Genomic DNA, 18,622 nt, shown 5'->3' on the forward strand with positions numbered 1-18,622 from the left:
CCATCATCCATGAGCCAAATACGCATTCTCGACGGCGGCATGAGCCGGGAGTTGACCCGCCTCGGCGCCGAACTCAGGCAACCGGAATGGTCGGCGCTGGCGCTGATCGAGAGCCCTGAAATCGTCGGGCAGGTTCATAGGGAATTCATCGACGCCGGCGCCGACGTCATCACCACCAACAGCTACGCGCTCGTGCCGTTCCACATCGGCGAGGAGCGTTTCCGCTCCGAGGGACGTTCGCTGATCGAACTGGCCGGGAAGCTCGCACGCGAGGCCGCCGATCAGCGGGTCGATCGGAAGGTCCTGGTCGCCGGCTCATTGCCTCCGATCTTCGGTTCCTACGAGCCGGAGCGCTTCGACCCGTTGCGCGTGCAGGACTATCTGAAAGTGCTTGTCGAAGGGTTGGCGCCTTATGTCGATGTCTGGCTCGGCGAGACGCTGAGCCTGATCGCCGAAGGGGATGCGGTGCGCGCCACCGTTGCCGCGACCGGGAAGCCGCTTTGGGTCTCGTTCACTCTGGCCGATGACGCAGAGGCCTTGGAAGCCGACGAGCCAAGGCTCCGATCGGGGGAAAGCGTGGCCGCGGCCGCCGCCTGGGCAGCCGCCTCCGGTGCCGAGGCCCTCCTGTTCAATTGCAGCCGTCCGGAAGCCATGGCGCGCGCCGTCGCTGCCTCAGCCGCCAGTTTCCGGGAAAGACAGGCGAATATCGGCATCGGCGTCTACGCCAACGCCTTCGAGGCGGAAGAAACCGAAGGCGCTGCCAACGAGACGCTCCATCACACCCGTACCGACCTGACCGCCGACCGCTATTCGCGCTTCGCCTGCGATTGGGTCGAAGCCGGCGCATCCATTGTCGGCGGGTGCTGCGGCATTGGCGCGCGGCACATTCACAACCTGGCACACGCCTTGCGGGGCTAGAGCGACATAGCTGGGATCGCTACTTGCCGGCGACCGATACTTCTTGCGGTGTGGGATTTGCCGCATGAGCCCGGTTTGCCGCTGCAATGGCGGCGGCAAAGACGACCAGCACGGTGGCGACGGCAAAAGTGACTCTCATGCCGGCCGCGGCTGCGCCGGAACCGGCTGTCGCGGCCTCGCTCGCCGCCGCGAATGAGAAGATGGCTCCCATCACCGACGCGCCGGTGATGAGCCCGAGATTGCGCGAGAGGTTCAGCAGGCCGGAGACGGTGCCGCGTTGCTCGGGGCGAGCGTCTTTCATGACGCCGGTCGTGATGGCCGCCTGGAACAGGGCATAGCCAGCGGTGAGGATGATGAGCGGCATGACATAGCCGACGACGCCGAGCGGCTGCGGAGCAATCGAGAGTGCGAGGCAGCCGGTCGCCATGATGCCGAGGGCGGCGACAGCCATGCGCCGCGCGCCGAAGCGATCCACGAACCGCCCCGCCGGCACACCCGCCAGCGCCGAGACGACCGGTCCGGCCGACATCACCAGGCCGACGAGCGCCGCACTGAGCCCCAGGCCGCGCGACAGGTAGAACGGCCCGACCACCAGCGTCGTCATCATCACGGTCGCGACGAGCATGCTCGTGGCAAGGCCTGAACGCAGCAACGGCTCGCGGAGCATCGAAAGTCGAACCAATGGAGAAGCCGCCCGGGACTCGACGAAGAGGAAAAGGCACATGCCGACGATCGCCATCAGCAACAGCATCAGGTTGGTCATGCCGAACGCGCCGCGCCCGATCGTCATGGCGAGGGCATAGGTGCCGAGCGTAGCAGCGAGCAGCAGTGTTCCGGCGAGGTCAAAGCCGGATCGAGTGGGCCGCGAAGCCGGATGATCCGCCGGGAGGGCACGGTGGGCAAGGAATAGAGCCAGTAGACCGGCCGGCACCATGACCAGGAAGATCGCCTGCCAGCCGAAACCGGCGATCAGCGCGCCGCCCAGCGAGGGCCCGAGCGCCGTGCCGATCGCGGACATGGTGCCGAGCAAGCCCATGGCGCTGCCGGTCTTTTGCTTTGGGATGGCTTCGCCGACCAGAGCCATGGCAAGCGCCATCATCGCCGCAGCACCCAGCCCCTGCAGGACTCTCGCCGCGACAAGCCAGGGGAGAAACGGCGCGGCGCCGCACAGGGCCGAGGCCAATGTGAACAGGGCGATGCCGCCCAGCAGCAGCCTGCGCCGCCCGACAATGTCGCCAAGCCTTCCGATGCTGATGATGAGCGTGGTGATCGCCAGTAGATAAGCGAGGACGACCCATTGCACCTCTTGAAACGACGCGGAGAAGGCCTCAGCCAGGCTGGGCAGTCCGACATTGGCTATGCTGGTTCCGAGAGAAGCCAGCAGCATGGAAAGGGAGATGCTGGCCAGCCTCCAGCGGACCGGCTCTGTCCGGCTTGGGCCCGCCGCAACTGCGTCCTGTGGGTATGATGTCATCGTCGCGTCCCCAAAGAGGTGTCGCCCGACAGATAGATCGCCGCGTCATATGGCGGAAGACTCACGGTTTGCACTTCATTCATGCATGGAACGCTACATTATGCTACCATCGGCCGCATGTCGCACCCCGATCTCAATCTTCTCGTCACCCTCGATGTTCTGCTTTCCGAAGGGAGCGTCGCCCGCGCCGCTCGCAGGCTGCGGCTGAGCCCCTCCGCCATGAGCCGTCAACTGGCGCGATTGCGCGCCACGACCGGCGACCCGCTGCTGGTAAGGGCCGGGCGCGGTCTCGTTCTGACGCCGCGAGCGCTCGAACTCAGCGAGCGCATCGGTGATCTGGTCGAGGAGGTGGAAGCCGTCCTCAGGCCTGCCGACCGGCTGGATCTCGACCAGCTGGTCCGGACCTTCACGCTGCGCAGCAGCGATGGCTTCGTCGAGAATGTCGGACCGGCCCTGATCGCCAAGGTCGCCGCCGAGGCGCCGGGCGTGCGGCTGCGCTTCGTCCCGAAGCTGGACAAGGACAGCACCCCCTTGCGCGACGGCAGCGTCGACCTGGAGACGGGCGTCGTGGGCGGGAGCCAGGGACCGGAGGTCCGCACGCAGGCCCTGTTCAAGGATCGCTTCGTCGGTGTGGTGCGTGTCGGGCACGAACTCTGCCGGGGCGAGATCACCCCTGCCCGCTATGCCGCCGGGCGGCATATCCTCGTCGCCCGCCACCGGTTCGACAAGGGACCGATCGATGACGCTCTGGAGAGGCTCGGGCTGGAACGGGAGATCGCCGCCACCGTCGGCGGCTTTTCACCGGCGCTGGCGCTGGCGCGAAACTCGGACATGGTCGCCACCGTTCCCGAGCGTCACACCGGCAATCTTCGCGCCGGCCTGTTCAGCTTTTTTTTGCCGATACCCATTCCGGAGATCACCGTGTCGATGCTCTGGCACCCCCGCCTCGATGCCGATCCGGCCCACCGGTGGCTGCGGGAATGCGTTCGGGTAACATGCGTCAAGCCGCCTTCAGGCTCGCGGGCGGGATGACAGGAGTCGCGATCGTCGGATGCGCGCCGGCAGATGAGGCGAGGGCGCGACGGCTACAGGCGCCATGACCGTTGTAAGGGGGTTGACCCGGGCAATACCGGGCGATCTCTTCGTCTCAGTGCCCTTGCGCTGCGCGAATAGATGGGCGGCAGAGTTGGCTCCGAAAGGAGAAATCCCTGGACATGCGTCGCCCCGGCGGTCCGGGCGGCCTCAAGCTGATCGTAGGTTTCGATGCCTTCGACAACCACGGTCGATGCCGCGCAGGAAGCCAGGGCGACCATATCCCGCAGGATCGGCGCCGTATCGGCCCGGTGGTGCTGGGCGAAACAGGCGTCGACTTTCACGAGGTCGGCGGAGATGGACAAAGGCGTGTTGCCGGTCGCGAACTTGTCTATCGCAATCCTATACCCGATTGCGCGAGCGCTCTTGAGCAAATCCGCAGCGACTACGAGCGTTGTTAGGGGCAGGTTTTCCGTGACTTCAAGCACCATGCGCGTGGCCAATGCGCGATGCCTGGAAAGAAGATCATGGAGCACCACGCAGCTTCGCTCGTCGGCCATGCTCTCAGCGGCGATAGCGCAGCCGAGCACATCCGACGGATGACAGGCAAGCCCCTCGAAGGCGAGGCCGAGGAGGTCGAGATTAAAGGCCAGATCAAGCTTTGAGGTTTCGGGAAATACTGAAAACTCCCCGCTGGTTCTGACCGTGCCGTCGGGCTCGACAAACCTGCCCAAGCACTCGGAATAGAGGATCTTGCTTGGATCATCGACGGCGTTGATCTGTTGCAAAGAAAAGCCAATCCGCCCGTGCTGCATTGCCCGCACAGCACCGCCAACCGCGTCGTCACCTATCTCCAAATTCATGGATCAGACTGCCCCCTCCGGATTGCCCGACGGATGCCGGCCGATGCCGGCACCCTCCGCGCTCAGGTTCACTCAGCAACGCCCAGGTCGTCAGTGGTCGTTTCCGGCAGCGTCCCACGTATCTCGTCGATCTTGCCGAATGTCGGTCCAACACCGAGTATCGCCTTGGCCTCAAGCAGATCCTCATCGGTGACGAAGCCGTCTTTGCTGAAACTTTCAAGTGCTTCGCGAAGCGCTTCGTCGCTAAGGGCGGGATCGGCCGGGACGGCGTCGGTGCCGTTCACAGCCTCGAACTCGGCATAGGCGATCGCATAGTCCGAGATCCCAGCCATGCGGGGGTCGTTGGAGTTCAGATAGGCGTGGTAGTTCCGGTTCAGCGAATTGAACCCGGGACGGCGCCCGTCCGGTTCAGGCTCCACTTCAGGCAACTCGTCCGGAATATCCTCAGACGTATCCTCGGCCGTGTCCAAGCCATCCGACGTATCCAAGCTATCCGACGTGTCCGACACATCCGAAACGTCCGACGTGTCCGGCAGCGTCCCGCGAATCTCGTCGATCTTGCCGAATGCCGGTCCGACGCCAAGAATCTCCTTGGCCTCGAGAAGATCGTTATCGGTGACCACGCCGTCTTTGGCGAAGCTTTCGAGTGCCTCGCGGAGTGCTTCGTCGCTCAAGGCGGGATCGCTCGGGATCGCATCGGTGCCGTTCTCCGCCTCGAACTCGGCATAGGAGAGTGCGTAGGCCGAGATCGCCGCCATGCGAGGGTCGTTGGAGTTCAGATAGGCGTGATAGTTCCTGTTCAGCGAACTGAAAGCCGGACGGAGCCCAGGCGTTTCGAGGTCGACGCTCTTTGTCTTGATCTTGGCAACGTTTCCGGATTTCGCCGGCTTTGCCGCCTTGATCGTCTTCTTGGATTTGGTGCCGCGCGAGAAGAGCGACTTCAGGAAGTTGTCGCCGTTGCTTTTGCCGGCCCGCGTGGTGGTCTGCTTGCCACTGCCAGAATGCGACTTGCTCTGCCCGCTGCCGTGACTGCTTCCGTTGCCCTTGCCATTGCCGCCGCCATTCCCACCACCGTTGCCGCCGCCATTGCCGCCGCCATTGCCGCTTTTGGCAAAAGCGGTCTCTGTGGCGCCGAAGGTGACGGCTGCCAGCGGTGCGACCGCGATGGCGAGGGCAACGACGCTCCGTCCGATTGTTCTGGAAATAGCCATGGGCGGCCTCCTTTGTGCATCTAGCAAATCTAAAGCGACGGTAGCCTGCACAATGCCGCGGCACCACGTCGGTCGGACCATTGCGTAGGCTGCTAGGACTTAGGTCCGACAGACTGGCCACAAGAAGCCGGGCGACCATCGTCTGGAGCGGCACACCATTGACCCACCCCCGCAGGCGGTAGTTATATCAACATCAAATCAAACGATGTGCCGCCAGCGAATCGAGCGGACAAGCCCGAGATTTGTCGTGCGCGCCAAAAACTTGATCACACGATGGAATGCGCAGCCTTTGGCGAAGCAGTTCCTGACGGCCGGCGGTATCGTTGCGACGGTGGCGATGCTGGTCGTCGGCGCCTTCGTCACCAGCCTCATAGAGGAAGCCGTCACCCGAAACTCGGCAGCGACGACCGCGCTCTATGTCGATAGCGTGATCGCGCCCCTCCTGCCGGACATGCAAACGACCGAAGTGCTCGACGATACTGTCTCCCGCGCGCTCGACGAGACGCTGGGACAGGGTGCACTCGGCAACCGCTTGTTGGCATTTCGCCTCTGGCGCGCCGACGGCACCATCCTCTACGCCAATGAAGAGGCAATGGTCGGAAAACAGTTCGAGCTCAGTCCAGAGTTGCAAGCCGCATTCGATGGCCAGGTGGGCGCTCAGTTCAAGCCGGTCGACGAATTGGACGACGAGACTGAGCGGGCGGCCAACAAGCCGCTTCTCGAAATCTACAATCCGGTGCTGCAGCCCTGGTCGGGGCAGGTCGTCGCCGTTTCGGAATTCCATGAAATTGCCCATGACTTCGAGCTCAGCCTGCATCGGGCGCGGCTTCTGACGTGGCTCGCGGTTGCCGGGTTTACCCTTGCGTTCTTCATAGTCCTTTCCGCGATCGTGATGCGCGGCGGCAGGACGATCGAGAAGCAGCGCCTGGCGCTCAAACAGCGGATCGACGACTTGTCCGCTTTGCTCTCGCAGAACGAGACGCTCCGCGGGCGCCTGCAGCAAGCGTCGCAGCGAACAACCGCCCTCAACGAGCAGATGCTACGGCGTATCGGAGCGGACCTGCATGATGGACCAGCGCAGCTTCTGGCCTACGCTTCGCTGAGGCTGGACAGCGATGCAATGATGAACCCTCTGGTCCCGACCGAAAAACGCGAGCGCGAGATTGCTTCCATAAAGGCGAGCCTCGACGAGGCGATGCATGAGATCCGCACGCTCTGCAATGGGTTGGTGCTGCCGCAGATCGAAACCGCGAGCCTGCCGGAAATACTCGAGCGCTGTATCCACGCCCACAAGCAGCGAACCGGTTCGGCCGTGGACTTGTCGCTATCCCGCCCGCCCGATCGCCTTTCCCCTTCGGCAAAGATATGTATATACCGCTTTGTGCAGGAAGCGCTGAACAATGCTTACAGACACGGCGGAGGCGTCGGACAGCGTGTCGTGCAGAGCATTGACGGCGACAGGATCCGAATCGAAGTAGCCGATGGCGGCCCTGGCTTCGATCCGAATAAAGTAACGCCGACCAGCCTTGGGCTTGCCGGTCTGAGAGAACGGATAGAAAGTCTTGGCGGAACGTTTGAGCTGAATGCGGCCGCTCCGGGCACGGTTGTCCGGATGTCGCTCGGCATCGAGGAGATTGCTCAGATATGACGGCTGCTATTCGCGTTGCAGTGATCGACGATCACCCTCTTTTCAGGGAGGGAGTGACAAGAAGCTTGTCGGAGATCGACGGCTTCGAAATCGTGGCCGAAGGGGGCTCGCGCGACGACGCGCTGAGAATCGCCGAGAACCTCGCGCCGGACGTGATGCTGCTCGATATCTCCATGCCCGGCAGCGGGTTGGAGGCGGTTCCGCTTATTCTTCAGATCGCTCCGTCGCAAAAGATCATCATGCTGACGGTTTCCGAGGCAGGCGACGACGTGAAGGCAGCCCTGCAAGGCGGCGCCAAGGGCTATGTCCTCAAGGGGATCGGGTCGAGGGCGTTGGCCGACGTCATTCGCTCGGTGGCCTCGGGCGAGAGCTACGTGGCTCCGACCCTCTCGGCCAAACTCCTGTCCAATAGCGCACCGACACCGGTCAGCAAATTCGACGGGATCGGCGAACTGACCACGCGGGAACGAGAGGTCCTTAAGCTCGTGGCGTCGGGAATGAGCAACAAGCAGGTGGCGCGTAATCTCAATCTTCATGAGAAGACGATCAAGCACCACATGACCCAGATCATGGCAAAGCTCGACGTCGCCAACCGGACCGAGGCCGCGATGGTGCTGCGCGACGCCCTCGACCGCCCGCTCAGTCAATAAGGGATAGCAGCCGCTTCTGGTCAGCCGACGTCGCGCGCCGGTTCACGATGGTGCGCCCGCGGCCGTCTTTCATGATGTAGCGGCCGTTCCTGATTTCTTCGCTTATCCCTTCGACGTGACGAATTTTCAGGATTGAGCCGAAGGTTCCGACGGTCGTGGCTTTTGCCTTCGCCCCGGTGGAACTGCTGCTCGAACTTCTGCTCGAACTGCTGCTGTTCGAGCCGCCCTTTCCATTGCCGTTTCCACCACCATTCCCATTGCCGCTCCCACCACCGCCGCCGTTCCCGTTTCCGCCATTGCCGCCATTCTTGGCCAAGGCGGACTGAAGCGAGAGTTCGAGCGCGGAGTCGGTAAGGGTTGCCTTATAGGGAAGGCTCGCGAGGACGAAGCTGATCGTCACGGTGCACAGGACCGCCACGAACTTTTGTCCGTGGGTCCTGGCATTACTTCTACAAAAAATCATTGGCGCACCATTCGCCTGGCATTGGCTACCCGATGACGAGCAAAGGCCGGCTTATGTCGAGTTCGTTGGAGTCGAGCCGGCGATCTTGCTGCTCGCCTTTTCTGGAATACCTTGCCCACGGCGCTAATCAATCGTCAACCCGCCGCCTGCCATATCGGGGGTTCTTGGACCTTTCTCCCATCGCGCCCGGACATTTGCCCAGTTCCCGTCGGACCAAGGTCTGAGGAGATCCGCTTGGCGCAGCCGTCCTGTCGGCCGCCGCAGCGGCAAAGAGAGCCCGCCGGATGGGCCGGCGAGCTCGACCCCCGCGCAGGAAGGGACGGCGCTGCGCGAAGATTTGCGTCAAGAACAGCACTTTCGCCTATAAGTTCCTTCTCTTCTCAACACTCAGACCTATGCGCGTGCCGATCAGACCAAAGGCCGATGCGCCGTGCGTCGGATGTCCAGGGGCGCGAGGACGCCGCTCATTACGGCGTCCTCTTCGCGCTTTCGACCATTGTGACTGCATCCGGTGGATAGACACGGGTTTGCTGGCGGGGATCCGTGAGCATATCCCCGACGAACAGATAGGCGCTCAACACGGCGATCAGCGCAAGCATCAATACCACGGGTATTCCACTGTGGGCTTCTCGTTCCGGATAGGCCGATATTCTGTATCGCATCACGCATCTCCATCCATTAAGGCCGCGAGGTAAAATCCCCGCCGCGTCAGACCGGCTCGGCATTGCCGCCAGACTTCACGCTCGCGTGTCAGTCGAGCCAGTACCTCAACGGCAGCTATGCGATTCCCGGGTCTTTCGTTCCACTGCAACGTGGTCCTCAGACCTTTGCGGTGTGAGAGGTCGGTCCAAAGGGCGTGGAAAATATTCGACCAACGTCTGGTCGGGGGGATGGACACCGTGGTTCGTCCCGTTCCTTCGAGTGAGCACTGACCGGTGTTCCAGGGCCACAAGCAAGGTCGTCATCCCTGCGAAATGGAGCCGCCCCGATCGTCGCCCTTGCCTCTCGGGGCGTACTGTGGAGCTATCACGGATATTTCATTGTGCGGTGCAGCAACAAAAACCCGCACATCTACGTTATGGCTCGGTGGCGCCACCCGGCCGCTGACGCAAGGAGATGTCCTGCATGAGAACCCTATCCGACAAACTTGCAAGGCTGACACGGAGGAGAACAAGCAAAGCCAAGCCTATGCATTCCCGCAACAGGCTGTCGACGCTCACGAATTTCGGGTCCAACCCGGGTGCGTTGAAAGCCGCATACTACCTGCCGAAAAGCCTCGCGAAAAAACCGGCGCTCGTCGTCGTCCTGCACGGATGCACCCAGATTCCGGCCGATTACGATACCGGCTCGGGGTGGTCGAAGCTGGCCGACGAACATGGCTTCGCGCTACTCTACCCGCAGCAGCTGCGCGACAACAACGGCAATCTCTGCTTCAACTGGTTCCTGCGCGACGACATCAGCCGCGGCGGGGGCGAGGCTCTTTCCATCCGGCAAATGATCGAGACGATGTGCTCGAGGCACAGGATTGCCGATGACCGGATATTCGTCACCGGACTTTCCGCCGGCGGCGCAATGGCGAACGTCATGCTCGCAACCTATCCGGAAGTCTTTGCCGGTGGGGCGATCATTGCCGGCCTTCCCTATGCAACGGCGGCGACTGTATCGGAGGCATTCGACCGGATGCGCGGGCACGGCATCCCGGAAGCTCGAGAGCTGCGCGCCGGCCTTCGAGCCGCCTCCAGCCATACCGGGCCATGGCCGACGCTCTCTGTCTGGCACGGGACGAATGACAGCACCGTTTCCGAAGCGAACGCGCGGGCGATCATCGAACAATGGCGCGGCGTGCACGACCTTGGTTCGACGCCGGCCGTCACCGAGACAGTCGACGGGCAGGCGAGGAAGGTGTGGAAGGGCGTCGACGGAAGGGACCGCATCGCCCTCTACAGCATCCGGGACATGGGGCACGGGCTGCCGCTCGACGCGGCAAGCAGCTACGGGAAGACTGGTCCCTACATGCTCGATGTCGGCATCTCTTCCACCGCACACATCGCCCATTCATGGGGACTGACACGAAAACCCGCCAGAGGCCGGCGGAACAAACCTGTGGCAATGCCGACGTCCGAACGCGTCGCACCTGCTGATCGTCCATCTACGTTGGGCGAGAAAATCCGGACAATCATTGGATATGCGCTTCGAACGACGCGTTTGAAGCTTTAACAGGGCATTTTTTGCCGCCTGCAGCGCCGTGCGTCTTTTCAGACGCACGAAGGTCGCTGTAGCACTTTGAATTGCTGCATGTTTCCTTAAATCGGCTACGATCTGAGGAAACATGCAGTAGCGCGACCGGCCCACGGCCAAATTTAGTCACTGCCGGTGCGGCCGAGCCAGGGGTCCAGGCCCGGATCGCGCCCGGCGGCAGCCTCGGTCAACCGGTCGAGATAATGGGCCCAGCCTTCCGCATGGCCGGCGCATTGCTCGGCACTGGGCAGGCCGGTATGGGTCAGTCGCAGCAGTGTTCCGTCCGGTTGCTCGATCAGGTCGATCTCCACAAGGCTCGATCCCGGCGGCACGACCTCGCTGCCCTCCCAACCGAAACTGTAGGCGAGACGGTGCACCGGCACGACCTCCCGGAAGGCGCCGCGAGCGAAACGAGCCCCGGTGACATTGACGAGATAGAGCCCTTCGGGCTGCGGCTCGATCTCGGCCTCCGTGCCCATCCAGCGCAGGATCTTCTCGGGATCGGTCAGCAGCGCAAATACCGCGGCGGGCGGCGCCGCGATGTGCGTCTCACGGCGGACGACGAGGGACTCTTGCATCGATCTCCCCATAGTTGCGTTGGCTGGCCCCACTGCGGTGAAGGGCCGGCAGAGGATCTGGGCCGGCCCCGATGATAGCCCCGCGACGCCAGATGCGCCACTACCGACGGCGCCGCGCGCCGGCAAGGCGCGCGAGGATGACTGTAACGCGTTCAATTGCTGAATGATTTTTCTCCTAACCAATCTGATTAAGGGCCATGCGGTCACGCGGGTGACAGGTCGCGGGCCGTGGCGGTATGATCGCGGCATGGATCTGCCCGCACCCCTCGCCTGGCTGGTGGACGAGGCCGGCGCCTCGCCAGGCCCGGACCGGTTTCTGGCTGAGCTCGGCCGCCGGCTGCTGGCCGACCGTCTTCCCCTGGCCGGCGGCGCCCTGACGCTTGCGGTGCCGCATCCGATCATTGCCCGTCGCACCTGGCTGTGGCGAGCCGAGACCGGCGCGGTGATCGAGTCCCTCGGCTTCGCCGGCGGACCGCCGAGCCAGGCCGAACGCGACTGGCTGGCCGCGCTCGGCCCTGTGCTGGAGGACAGGATCGGAGCGTCTTCCGACAAGCCGATGCTCGCCTGGGCCGGGACACGCGGTTTCGACGCCGCCGAGGTTGGCCAGCTGCGCCAGGCGGCGCGCTTCGCCGCGGCGCCTCTCGCCGCCCTCTCCGAGCGGGCGGCGCTGTCGGCGCTGCTCGAGGCCTATCTCGGCCGGCGGAGCGCCGCCCGGGTGCAGGCCGGCGCGCTGACACGGGGCACCGGCGAGACCATCCGCGCCGCACTGCTTTACGCCGACCTGCGCAACTTCACCGCACTCTCCGAAGCAACACTGCCCACCGAGATAATCGCCGCACTCGACGCCTGGTTCGACCGTGTCGCCGGGGCGATCCACGCCTTCGGAGGCGAGGTGCTGAAATTCATCGGCGATGGCCTGCTGGCGATCTTCCCGGTCACCGGTTCGGCGCCCGAGGCCTGTGAGGCGGCCCTGCGCGCCGTCGTCGCCGCCCGTGCCGGGATGGAGCATCTGGATGCCGTGCGGCAGGCCCAGGGCCTTCCGCCGCTCCCCTTCGGGACCGCACTGCATCTCGGCGACGTATTGTGGGGCAATATCGGCGCGGTCGACCGGCTGGACTTCACCGCCATCGGCCCCGCCGTCAACCTGGTCAGCCGGCTTGAAGGGCTGTGCCGGCCGCTCGGCCGGTCGGTGCTGATCTCGGGAGCCGTCGCCGCGGAGGCCACCAGCCCGCTGGTGCCGCTCGGCGAACACGTGCTGCGCGGCATCGCGGCGCCCTGCCCCGTGTTCACGCTACCGGCGACGATCGCCTAGTCACGACCTGGAAGATCGGCGTCTCCTCGTCCGGCGGTTGCCGCCACGATGATCGATGACACAAGCGTTCCCGGCTGCTAGGGTCACATAGCGCCCCTCCGCTAGGCCGGTCTCAGCATGGTTCGCTCATCCAGGATGCCGTCATGCCGGAAAGCGTCCGGCTTGCTTTGTCTTTTGTCAGGCGCGCTTCTCGCAACGGCCGGTGTTTGGCTCCGCGCAGGTCGGCGACCGGGTACCGCGCGTTCTGATCCTCTATCCCTATGACGAGCGGATTCCTGCAACCACCATCATCGGCGACTCCACGAGAGTGCGGCTGCTGGAGGCAACCGGCGGCAAGGTCGACCTCTTCTCCGAGTTTCTCGACCTTGCCCGGTTCCCGGAAAAACGGCACATCGACAGAATGGCGCGATATCTCGCCGAGAAATATACCGATCGCCGTCCGGACCTCGTCATCGCTCTCGGCGAAGAGTCGACCAGCTTCATTTTAGAAAACCGGGGGTCGATCGCCCCGCAGTCACGGATTGTTTTTGGCGGCTTCGACAGAGCAACCGCCGCGAGGCTGCGCTTGCCGGATGGCGTGGTCGGCGCCTTCATGGAATTCGACATAGGAAAAACCGTCGAGATGGCGATCGGTCTGCAGTCGAGCGCCAAGCACCTTGCCGTGATCGCGGGATCGGCCGAATTCGACAAGGCATGGATCGCCACGGCGCGGCAGGATCTGGCCCGCATCTCGCGGAATATCGAGACGACCTATATCACAGACCTGTCGATCGATGAGTTTGTCGAACGCGCCGCAGCTCTCGGACCGGACACCATCGCGGTCGTCCTTACGGTGCTGCGCGATCGTACGGGCCGGAACCTCATCCCGCGCCACTCGCTCGAGAGAATTGCAGCCGCGGCGGGGGCACCGGTCTACGGTCCCTATTCCACATATCTCGGCCACGGAGCCGTTGGCGGTTATGTGCCGACATTCGAATCCGCCGGAGCTGCAGTCGCCAGCCTGGCGATCGACGCGCTTGCCGGCAAGCCGATTTCCGATGTGACCGTTCCGCGAACCTATGTGGCCGATGCGCGGCAACTCGAGCGCTGGAGTCTTTCGGAGGCCGACCTTCCGCCCGGCGCCATCCTGTCCTTCAAGGAAAGATCGCTTTGGGAGGACTATCGGACGGAGATCATGGCAATCTCGGTCTTCGTGCTGGTTCAAAGTCTCGTCATCGTGTCGCTCGTCCTCGAGCGCCGTCGCCGGGCCGCCGCGGAATCGCAGGCGCGCCGCCGTCTTCTGGAAGTCGTCCATCTGAACCAATCGGCCACTGCCGGCGCGCTGTCGGCCTCGATCGCCCATGAGCTCAACCAGCCGCTCGGCGCCATCCGTATCAACGCCGAGACCGCCGCCGTGCTGCTTGAAAGCAAGGAACCCGACCTGAAACTGATCCAGCAGGTTCTGGCCGACATCCGCGACGACGATCAGCGCGCCAGCGAGATCATCGCCCGGATGAGAGGATTGCTGAAGAAGCGCGGCGAGATCGACTGGCAGGATTTCGACCTGAATGAGGTGATCCAGAGCGCGATTCAGTTATTGCATACGGAAGCCGAGCGAAGAAGTGTCATGGTCAGCACGGTCGCGACGGAACAGGCATTGCCGGTTCGAGCCGATCGGGTGCATCTCCAGCAAGTGATCCTCAACCTCGCAACCAATGCGATGGACGCCATGCTCCAGGCGTCGCGGCGAGCGCAGGCTGATCTTTCAAACGGCTGTCAATGAGACACGCGAGAACGTCGAACTATCGATTTCCGATACCGGATCCGGAATTCCGCGTGACAAGCTCGGCAGCATTTTCGACGCCTTCTATACGACCAAGCCTGCCGGCACCGGTCTTGGTCTCTCGATCGCGCGTGTGATAATAGAAATCTATGGCGGCAGGATCTGGGCCGACAACCGCCCTGAAGGTGGTGCCGTGTTTCGCTTCGTCTTGCCGCTCGCGCAGCGGGGATGAGTCCGGTGGACCCGACGGTTCATATTGTCGACGACGACAAATACTTCCGAATTGCGGTGGGGCGATTGTTGGAGACCACAGGCTTCCGCATCGCATCCTACGAATCGGCTGAGGAATTGCTGTCCCGCCTGCCGACCGGTCCCGGCTGCATCCTGCTTGACCTGCAGATGCCGGGCTTGTCCGGCTTGGAACTGCAGGCCCGTCTTGCCGAGATGGCGCCCTTGCTGCCGATCGTGTTCCTGACCGGACGCGGCGATATCGGCACCAGTGTGCGGGCGATGAAGGCCGGCGCCGATGACTTTCTTGAAAAGCCGGTTTCCAGCGCAACGTTGCTTGCAGCCGTCGAACGGGCGCTGCGGCGATGCGAAACAAGGCGATCGGAGCAGGATCGCACCAACGCGCTCCGCGCCCTCATCGCCAGTCTCACACCGCGGGAAGCGCAGGTCTTCTGCATGATCGTTCGCGGCAAGCGCAACAAGCAAATCGCTTACGAACTCAGCACTTCCGAGCGAACCGTGAAGGCGCATCGGCACAATGTCATGGAAAAGCTCGGCGTACTTTCCCTGGCAGAGGCGGTGTCGATTGCGGAGCGGTTGGGCCTGCTTGGACCGGATGATGCACCGCCTGCCGATTCATCTCCTTCCCCAAAGGACAATAGGCGGCACCGCGATTTTGCCTCCTAATGGACATGTCGTGGTCGCATCCCGTGGCCAACGGCTACTGCATGGTTCCTTGAATCGTAGCCGATCTAGGGACGAAAGCATGCAGCAATTCAAAGCGCTACAGCGACCCTTGCGCGTCTGACAAGATGCGCGGCGCTGCAGGGAAAGGCAACACCTTGGAGTTCGGACCACGTACGGTTGCTGTCGTGGAAGACAATCCGAGCATGCGAAAAAGTATCGAGCGCCTGCTGAACGCGCATGGTCTGAAAACCGAGGGATATTCCTCGGCCGAAGCCTTCCTCAACCACGCCACGGCGACCGAGATCGACTGCATTGTGATCGACATCCACCTGGATGGCATGTCGGGTATCGCGTTGCGGCATGGACTGAAGACCACCCATTCGACGCTTCCAGTCATTTTCATCACGGCCGTCGATGATGATGCGCTCGAAGCGGAAGCGCGCGGGGCCGGTTGCGTCGCCTATCTGCACAAGCCCTTTGCCGCGGCATCGCTCATCCATGCGATCGACAAGGCACTGGCCACCGATTGATGTGATTGTCTGCTCATGCTGGTTGTAGCTTCCCCAAAGTACAATAGCGGTTCCGGCTCTACCCTATAAAATCACCGCCCAGACGCCGGACCAAGCGACGGCAAGGATTCGAGTTCATTTGAGCAGGATGCTTTCCGGCTGACGCGATTCAGGCGCCAGCGCGCCTACCGTTGGCATGCCGGTACAACTGGAAATTCTCGACCAATCAGGGAGAAGAGAGATGAGCGAAGAGCAAGCGACTTCGTGGCGAAATCCGAAGCGGCGCGACATTCTTCTTGCGGGCGGATCCCTGTTTGCCATTGCGGCTCTTGGAGCGATCGGCGGCAGGCGCGCCCAAGCACAAACGCCGGGGCCGAAGCCGAATATCCTGGTCATATTCGGCGACGATATCGGCTGGTGGAACACAAGTGCCTATAACCATGGCCAGATGGGATATCAGACACCCAACATCGACCGCATCGCCGATGAAGGCGCGATCTTCACGGACCTGTATGCCCAACAGTCCTGCACCGCCGGACGCGCCGCGTTCATTACCGGACAGAGTTGCTTCCGGACCGGCCTGCTCAAGGTCGGTCTGCCCGGAGCGAAGGAGGGCTTGTCGGACAAGGATCCCACGCTCGCCGAACTGCTCAAACCGCACGGCTACGCTACGGGCCAGTTTGGCAAGAACCATCTGGGTGACCGCAACGAATTCCTGCCGACCGTTCACGGCTTCGATGAATTCTTCGGCAATCTCTATCACCTGAATGCCGAAGAGGAGCCGGAAAATCCCGACTATCCGAAGGATCCGCAATTCCGCGCCAAGTTCGGGCCGCGCGGCGTGCTGAGAAGCGTGGCGACCGACACGGACGATCCAACCGAAGACCCGCGCTTCGGTAGGGTAGGCAAGCAGAAAATAGAGGACACCGGACCTCTCGACAAAAGGCGCATGGAGACGGTGGACGAGGAATTCCTGGGCGCCGCGATGAATTTCATCGATAAGAACCAGAAGGCCGGAAAGCCGTTCTTCTGCTGGTTCAATTCAACCCGCATGCACATCTACACGCATTTGAAGCCGGAGTCGCAAGGCAAGACCGGTCTTGGACTGGTGGCCGACGGCATATCGGAGTTCGACGGAATGGTCGGCCAACTCCTCAAGCAGTTGGACGACCTCGGCATCGCCGACAACACCATCGTGCTGTGGACCACCGACAACGGCGCCGAGGTCTTCTCCTGGCCCGACGGCGGCAGCACGCCATTTCACGGCGAAAAGAATACCAACTGGGAGGGCGGCTACCGGGTTCCCGGCGTGATGCGCTGGCCGGGCGTCATCAAACCCGGCACCAAGATCAACGACATCATCTCGCACGAAGATTGGGTCCCGACATTGGTGGCTGCGGCCGGCGAACCGGATGTCAAGCAAAAGCTGCTGACCGGCTACGAGGCCGCGGGCAAGACCTTCAAGGTCCATCTGGACGGATATGACCAGCGCCAACTGCTCGATGGCACCGGGCCGAGCGAACGCAAGGAATACTTCTATTGGACGGATGACGGAAATCTTGCGGCATTGCGCTATGATCGCTGGAAGCTCGTGTTCATGGAACAGCGGGCCGAAGGTCTCGACGTGTGGCAGGATCCATTGATAACGCTGCGCTTTCCAAAGCTCATCGACCTGCGTGCGGACCCCTTCGAGATCGCCCAGCATGCCGCCGGCGACTACGCCAGATGGCGCGTCGAGCATGCCTTTGCGCTCGTCCCGGCCCAGGCCTTTGTGGCCCGGCACCTGCAGACCTACGGCGATTTCCCGCCACGGCAAAAGCCTGGCAGCTTCGCGCTGAACGAGGTGCTGGCGAAGCTGCAGGAGAGCGGTAAGAACTGAACGGGTTCTGACATCATTCCAAGGTCGCGCCACGCAGGCAGCGGGCGCGACCTTCAGGGCGAATGAGAGGCGGACCACGATGGACGGCCTTCATCACTACCGATCGGCGAACATCACAGGGGCGCGCCAAGCACCCCGAATGTTCATCCTTACGGAGACTGGTTTGACGATACAGGCCTAGCAGATGTTGATTGATAGGAGGATCAGGCCATGACCTATTCCGTTCGCATCGCCAAGCACTACCTGCTGTCTGTTTTCATTCTGTTGGTGGCCACCTGTACTGCGCAGATGCGCTTCCCTCCTGGAATCAAGGCAAGGCCAAACAAGCGATCGTCTCGTTCGTCGAGCGCGTAACCGCCCAAGGGTCGGCGGATTTCGTACCCGTGCCGGAGCGTATTGCGGTTTTTGACAATGATGGCACGCTGTGGGCCGAGCAGCCGATGTACTTTCAGCTTCTGTTTGCGGTCGATCGAGTGAAGGCGCTTGCCCCTCAACATCCTGAGTGGGCCTCACAGGAACCGTTTGCCTCGCTGCTGAAGGGCAATCTGAAAGAAGCCCTCGCGGGCGGCGAACCGGCGATCATGCAGATCGTCATGACAACGCATGCGGGCATGACCACTGAGGAGTTTGACCAGATCGTCCGCGACTGGACTTCCAGCGCAAAGCATCCGAAAACGGGACAGCTCTACACGAAGATGGTCTACCAGCCGATGCTGGAGGTTCTAACCTATCTCAGAGCCAACGGTTTCAAGACGTACATCGCTTCCGGTGCGGGATCGATTTCATGTGCGTCTTCAGTGAAGAAGTCTATGGCATTCCGCCCGAACAGGTTATCGGCAGCAGTGGCAAGGCCAAGTTCGAAATGCGGGACGGCACGCCGCTGCTGATGCGATTGGCCGAAATCAACTTCATCGACGACAAGGCTGGCAAGCCTGTGGGCATCCACCAGCACATCGGCCGCAGACCGATAGCGGCGTTCGGAAATTCCGACGGTGACCTTCAGATGCTGCAATGGACATGCAGCCCTCCTGGCCCGCGATTTTGCCTTTTCGTCCGTCACACCGATGCGGACCGGTGACCTTGCCCCCAAGTTTTATCCAATTTTGAGTTCGCTCCAGCGGTTTTTTTAAGGTGCTCCCCGTCTTTGGATCGCCCCGAGCCGGAACTTTC

Annotated in this window: 15 protein-coding genes and 2 pseudogenes; 11 read left to right on the top strand and 6 right to left on the bottom strand. The window is 62.5% G+C overall.

Annotated elements, in window-relative coordinates:
* The first annotated feature begins 9 nt into the window (after positions 1 to 9).
* Complete coding sequence (locus tag N181_RS17650; RefSeq protein WP_037435926.1) at positions 10 to 918, top strand: homocysteine S-methyltransferase family protein; 909 nt, start codon at positions 10 to 12, stop codon at positions 916 to 918.
* 19 nt (positions 919 to 937) lie between these two features.
* Here N181_RS17650 and N181_RS17655 read toward each other — a convergent pair whose 3' ends face one another.
* Complete coding sequence (locus tag N181_RS17655) at positions 938 to 2,392, bottom strand: MFS transporter (RefSeq protein ID WP_037435925.1); 1,455 nt, start codon at positions 2,390 to 2,392, stop codon at positions 938 to 940.
* A 117-nt stretch (positions 2,393 to 2,509) separates the two neighbouring features.
* Here N181_RS17655 and N181_RS17660 point away from each other — a divergent pair, with 117 nt between their 5' ends.
* Positions 2,510 to 3,424: a LysR family transcriptional regulator gene (locus N181_RS17660; RefSeq protein ID WP_037435939.1), complete on the top strand. Its 915-nt coding sequence runs from the start codon at positions 2,510 to 2,512 to the stop codon at positions 3,422 to 3,424.
* A 53-nt stretch (positions 3,425 to 3,477) separates the two neighbouring features.
* Here N181_RS17660 and N181_RS17665 read toward each other — a convergent pair whose 3' ends face one another.
* Both N181_RS17665 and N181_RS35550 read right to left on the bottom strand, forming a co-directional pair.
* Positions 3,478 to 4,287 carry an EAL domain-containing protein gene (locus N181_RS17665; protein WP_060563628.1) on the bottom strand — a complete coding sequence of 270 codons (810 nt, stop codon included), beginning with the start codon at positions 4,285 to 4,287 and terminating at the stop codon, positions 3,478 to 3,480.
* A gap of 68 nt (positions 4,288 to 4,355) precedes the next feature.
* Complete coding sequence (locus N181_RS35550) at positions 4,356 to 5,498, bottom strand: hypothetical protein (RefSeq protein ID WP_037435924.1); 1,143 nt, start codon at positions 5,496 to 5,498, stop codon at positions 4,356 to 4,358.
* A gap of 205 nt (positions 5,499 to 5,703) precedes the next feature.
* Here N181_RS35550 and N181_RS17675 point away from each other — a divergent pair, with 205 nt between their 5' ends.
* Entirely contained in the window at positions 5,704 to 7,146 is a 1,443-nt protein-coding gene (locus N181_RS17675; protein ID WP_037435923.1) for a sensor histidine kinase, read from the top strand.
* A complete protein-coding gene (locus N181_RS17680) occupies positions 7,143 to 7,796 on the top strand; it encodes a response regulator (protein WP_037401094.1) in 654 nt (217 codons plus the stop codon). The genes N181_RS17675 and N181_RS17680 overlap by 4 nt, the downstream gene beginning before the upstream one ends.
* Here N181_RS17680 and N181_RS17685 read toward each other — a convergent pair.
* Positions 7,786 to 8,259 carry a hypothetical protein gene (locus N181_RS17685; protein ID WP_050994771.1) on the bottom strand — a complete coding sequence of 158 codons (474 nt, stop codon included), beginning with the start codon at positions 8,257 to 8,259 and terminating at the stop codon, positions 7,786 to 7,788. The genes N181_RS17680 and N181_RS17685 overlap by 11 nt on opposite strands.
* 467 nt (positions 8,260 to 8,726) lie before the next feature.
* Complete coding sequence (locus N181_RS17690; RefSeq protein ID WP_037435922.1) at positions 8,727 to 8,921, bottom strand: hypothetical protein; 195 nt, start codon at positions 8,919 to 8,921, stop codon at positions 8,727 to 8,729.
* A gap of 463 nt (positions 8,922 to 9,384) precedes the next feature.
* On the opposite strand from N181_RS17690, the gene N181_RS17695 reads away from it, so the two are divergent.
* The gene (locus N181_RS17695) at positions 9,385 to 10,476 is read left to right on the top strand and encodes an extracellular catalytic domain type 1 short-chain-length polyhydroxyalkanoate depolymerase (protein ID WP_037435919.1); all 1,092 of its coding nucleotides are present in this window, start codon (positions 9,385 to 9,387) and stop codon (positions 10,474 to 10,476) included.
* Positions 10,477 to 10,619: 143 nt separating this feature from the next.
* Here N181_RS17695 and N181_RS17700 read toward each other — a convergent pair whose 3' ends face one another.
* Positions 10,620 to 11,075: an SRPBCC family protein gene (locus N181_RS17700; RefSeq protein ID WP_037401076.1), complete on the bottom strand. Its 456-nt coding sequence runs from the start codon at positions 11,073 to 11,075 to the stop codon at positions 10,620 to 10,622.
* 247 nt (positions 11,076 to 11,322) lie between these two features.
* On the opposite strand from N181_RS17700, the gene N181_RS17705 reads away from it, so the two are divergent.
* The 6 genes and pseudogenes from N181_RS17705 to N181_RS17730 all read left to right on the top strand — a co-directional run.
* The gene (locus N181_RS17705) at positions 11,323 to 12,387 is read left to right on the top strand and encodes an adenylate/guanylate cyclase domain-containing protein (RefSeq protein ID WP_037435918.1); all 1,065 of its coding nucleotides are present in this window, start codon (positions 11,323 to 11,325) and stop codon (positions 12,385 to 12,387) included.
* 117 nt (positions 12,388 to 12,504) lie between these two features.
* Positions 12,505 to 14,381, top strand: a pseudogene (locus tag N181_RS17710) (sensor histidine kinase).
* Positions 14,382 to 14,386: 5 nt separating this feature from the next.
* Entirely contained in the window at positions 14,387 to 15,064 is a 678-nt protein-coding gene (locus N181_RS17715) for a response regulator transcription factor (protein ID WP_037435917.1), read from the top strand.
* A 125-nt stretch (positions 15,065 to 15,189) separates the two neighbouring features.
* Entirely contained in the window at positions 15,190 to 15,594 is a 405-nt protein-coding gene (locus N181_RS17720; protein WP_037435916.1) for a response regulator transcription factor, read from the top strand.
* 220 nt (positions 15,595 to 15,814) lie between these two features.
* Positions 15,815 to 17,452: an arylsulfatase gene (locus tag N181_RS17725; protein ID WP_037435914.1), complete on the top strand. Its 1,638-nt coding sequence runs from the start codon at positions 15,815 to 15,817 to the stop codon at positions 17,450 to 17,452.
* Positions 17,453 to 17,643: 191 nt separating this feature from the next.
* Positions 17,644 to 18,527: pseudogene (locus N181_RS17730) on the top strand (HAD family hydrolase); the annotation flags it as partial.
* Positions 18,528 to 18,622 lie beyond the last annotated feature (95 nt).

It is taken from the genome of Sinorhizobium fredii USDA 205 (assembly GCF_001461695.1).
GTDB classification, from domain to species: domain Bacteria; phylum Pseudomonadota; class Alphaproteobacteria; order Rhizobiales; family Rhizobiaceae; genus Sinorhizobium; species Sinorhizobium fredii.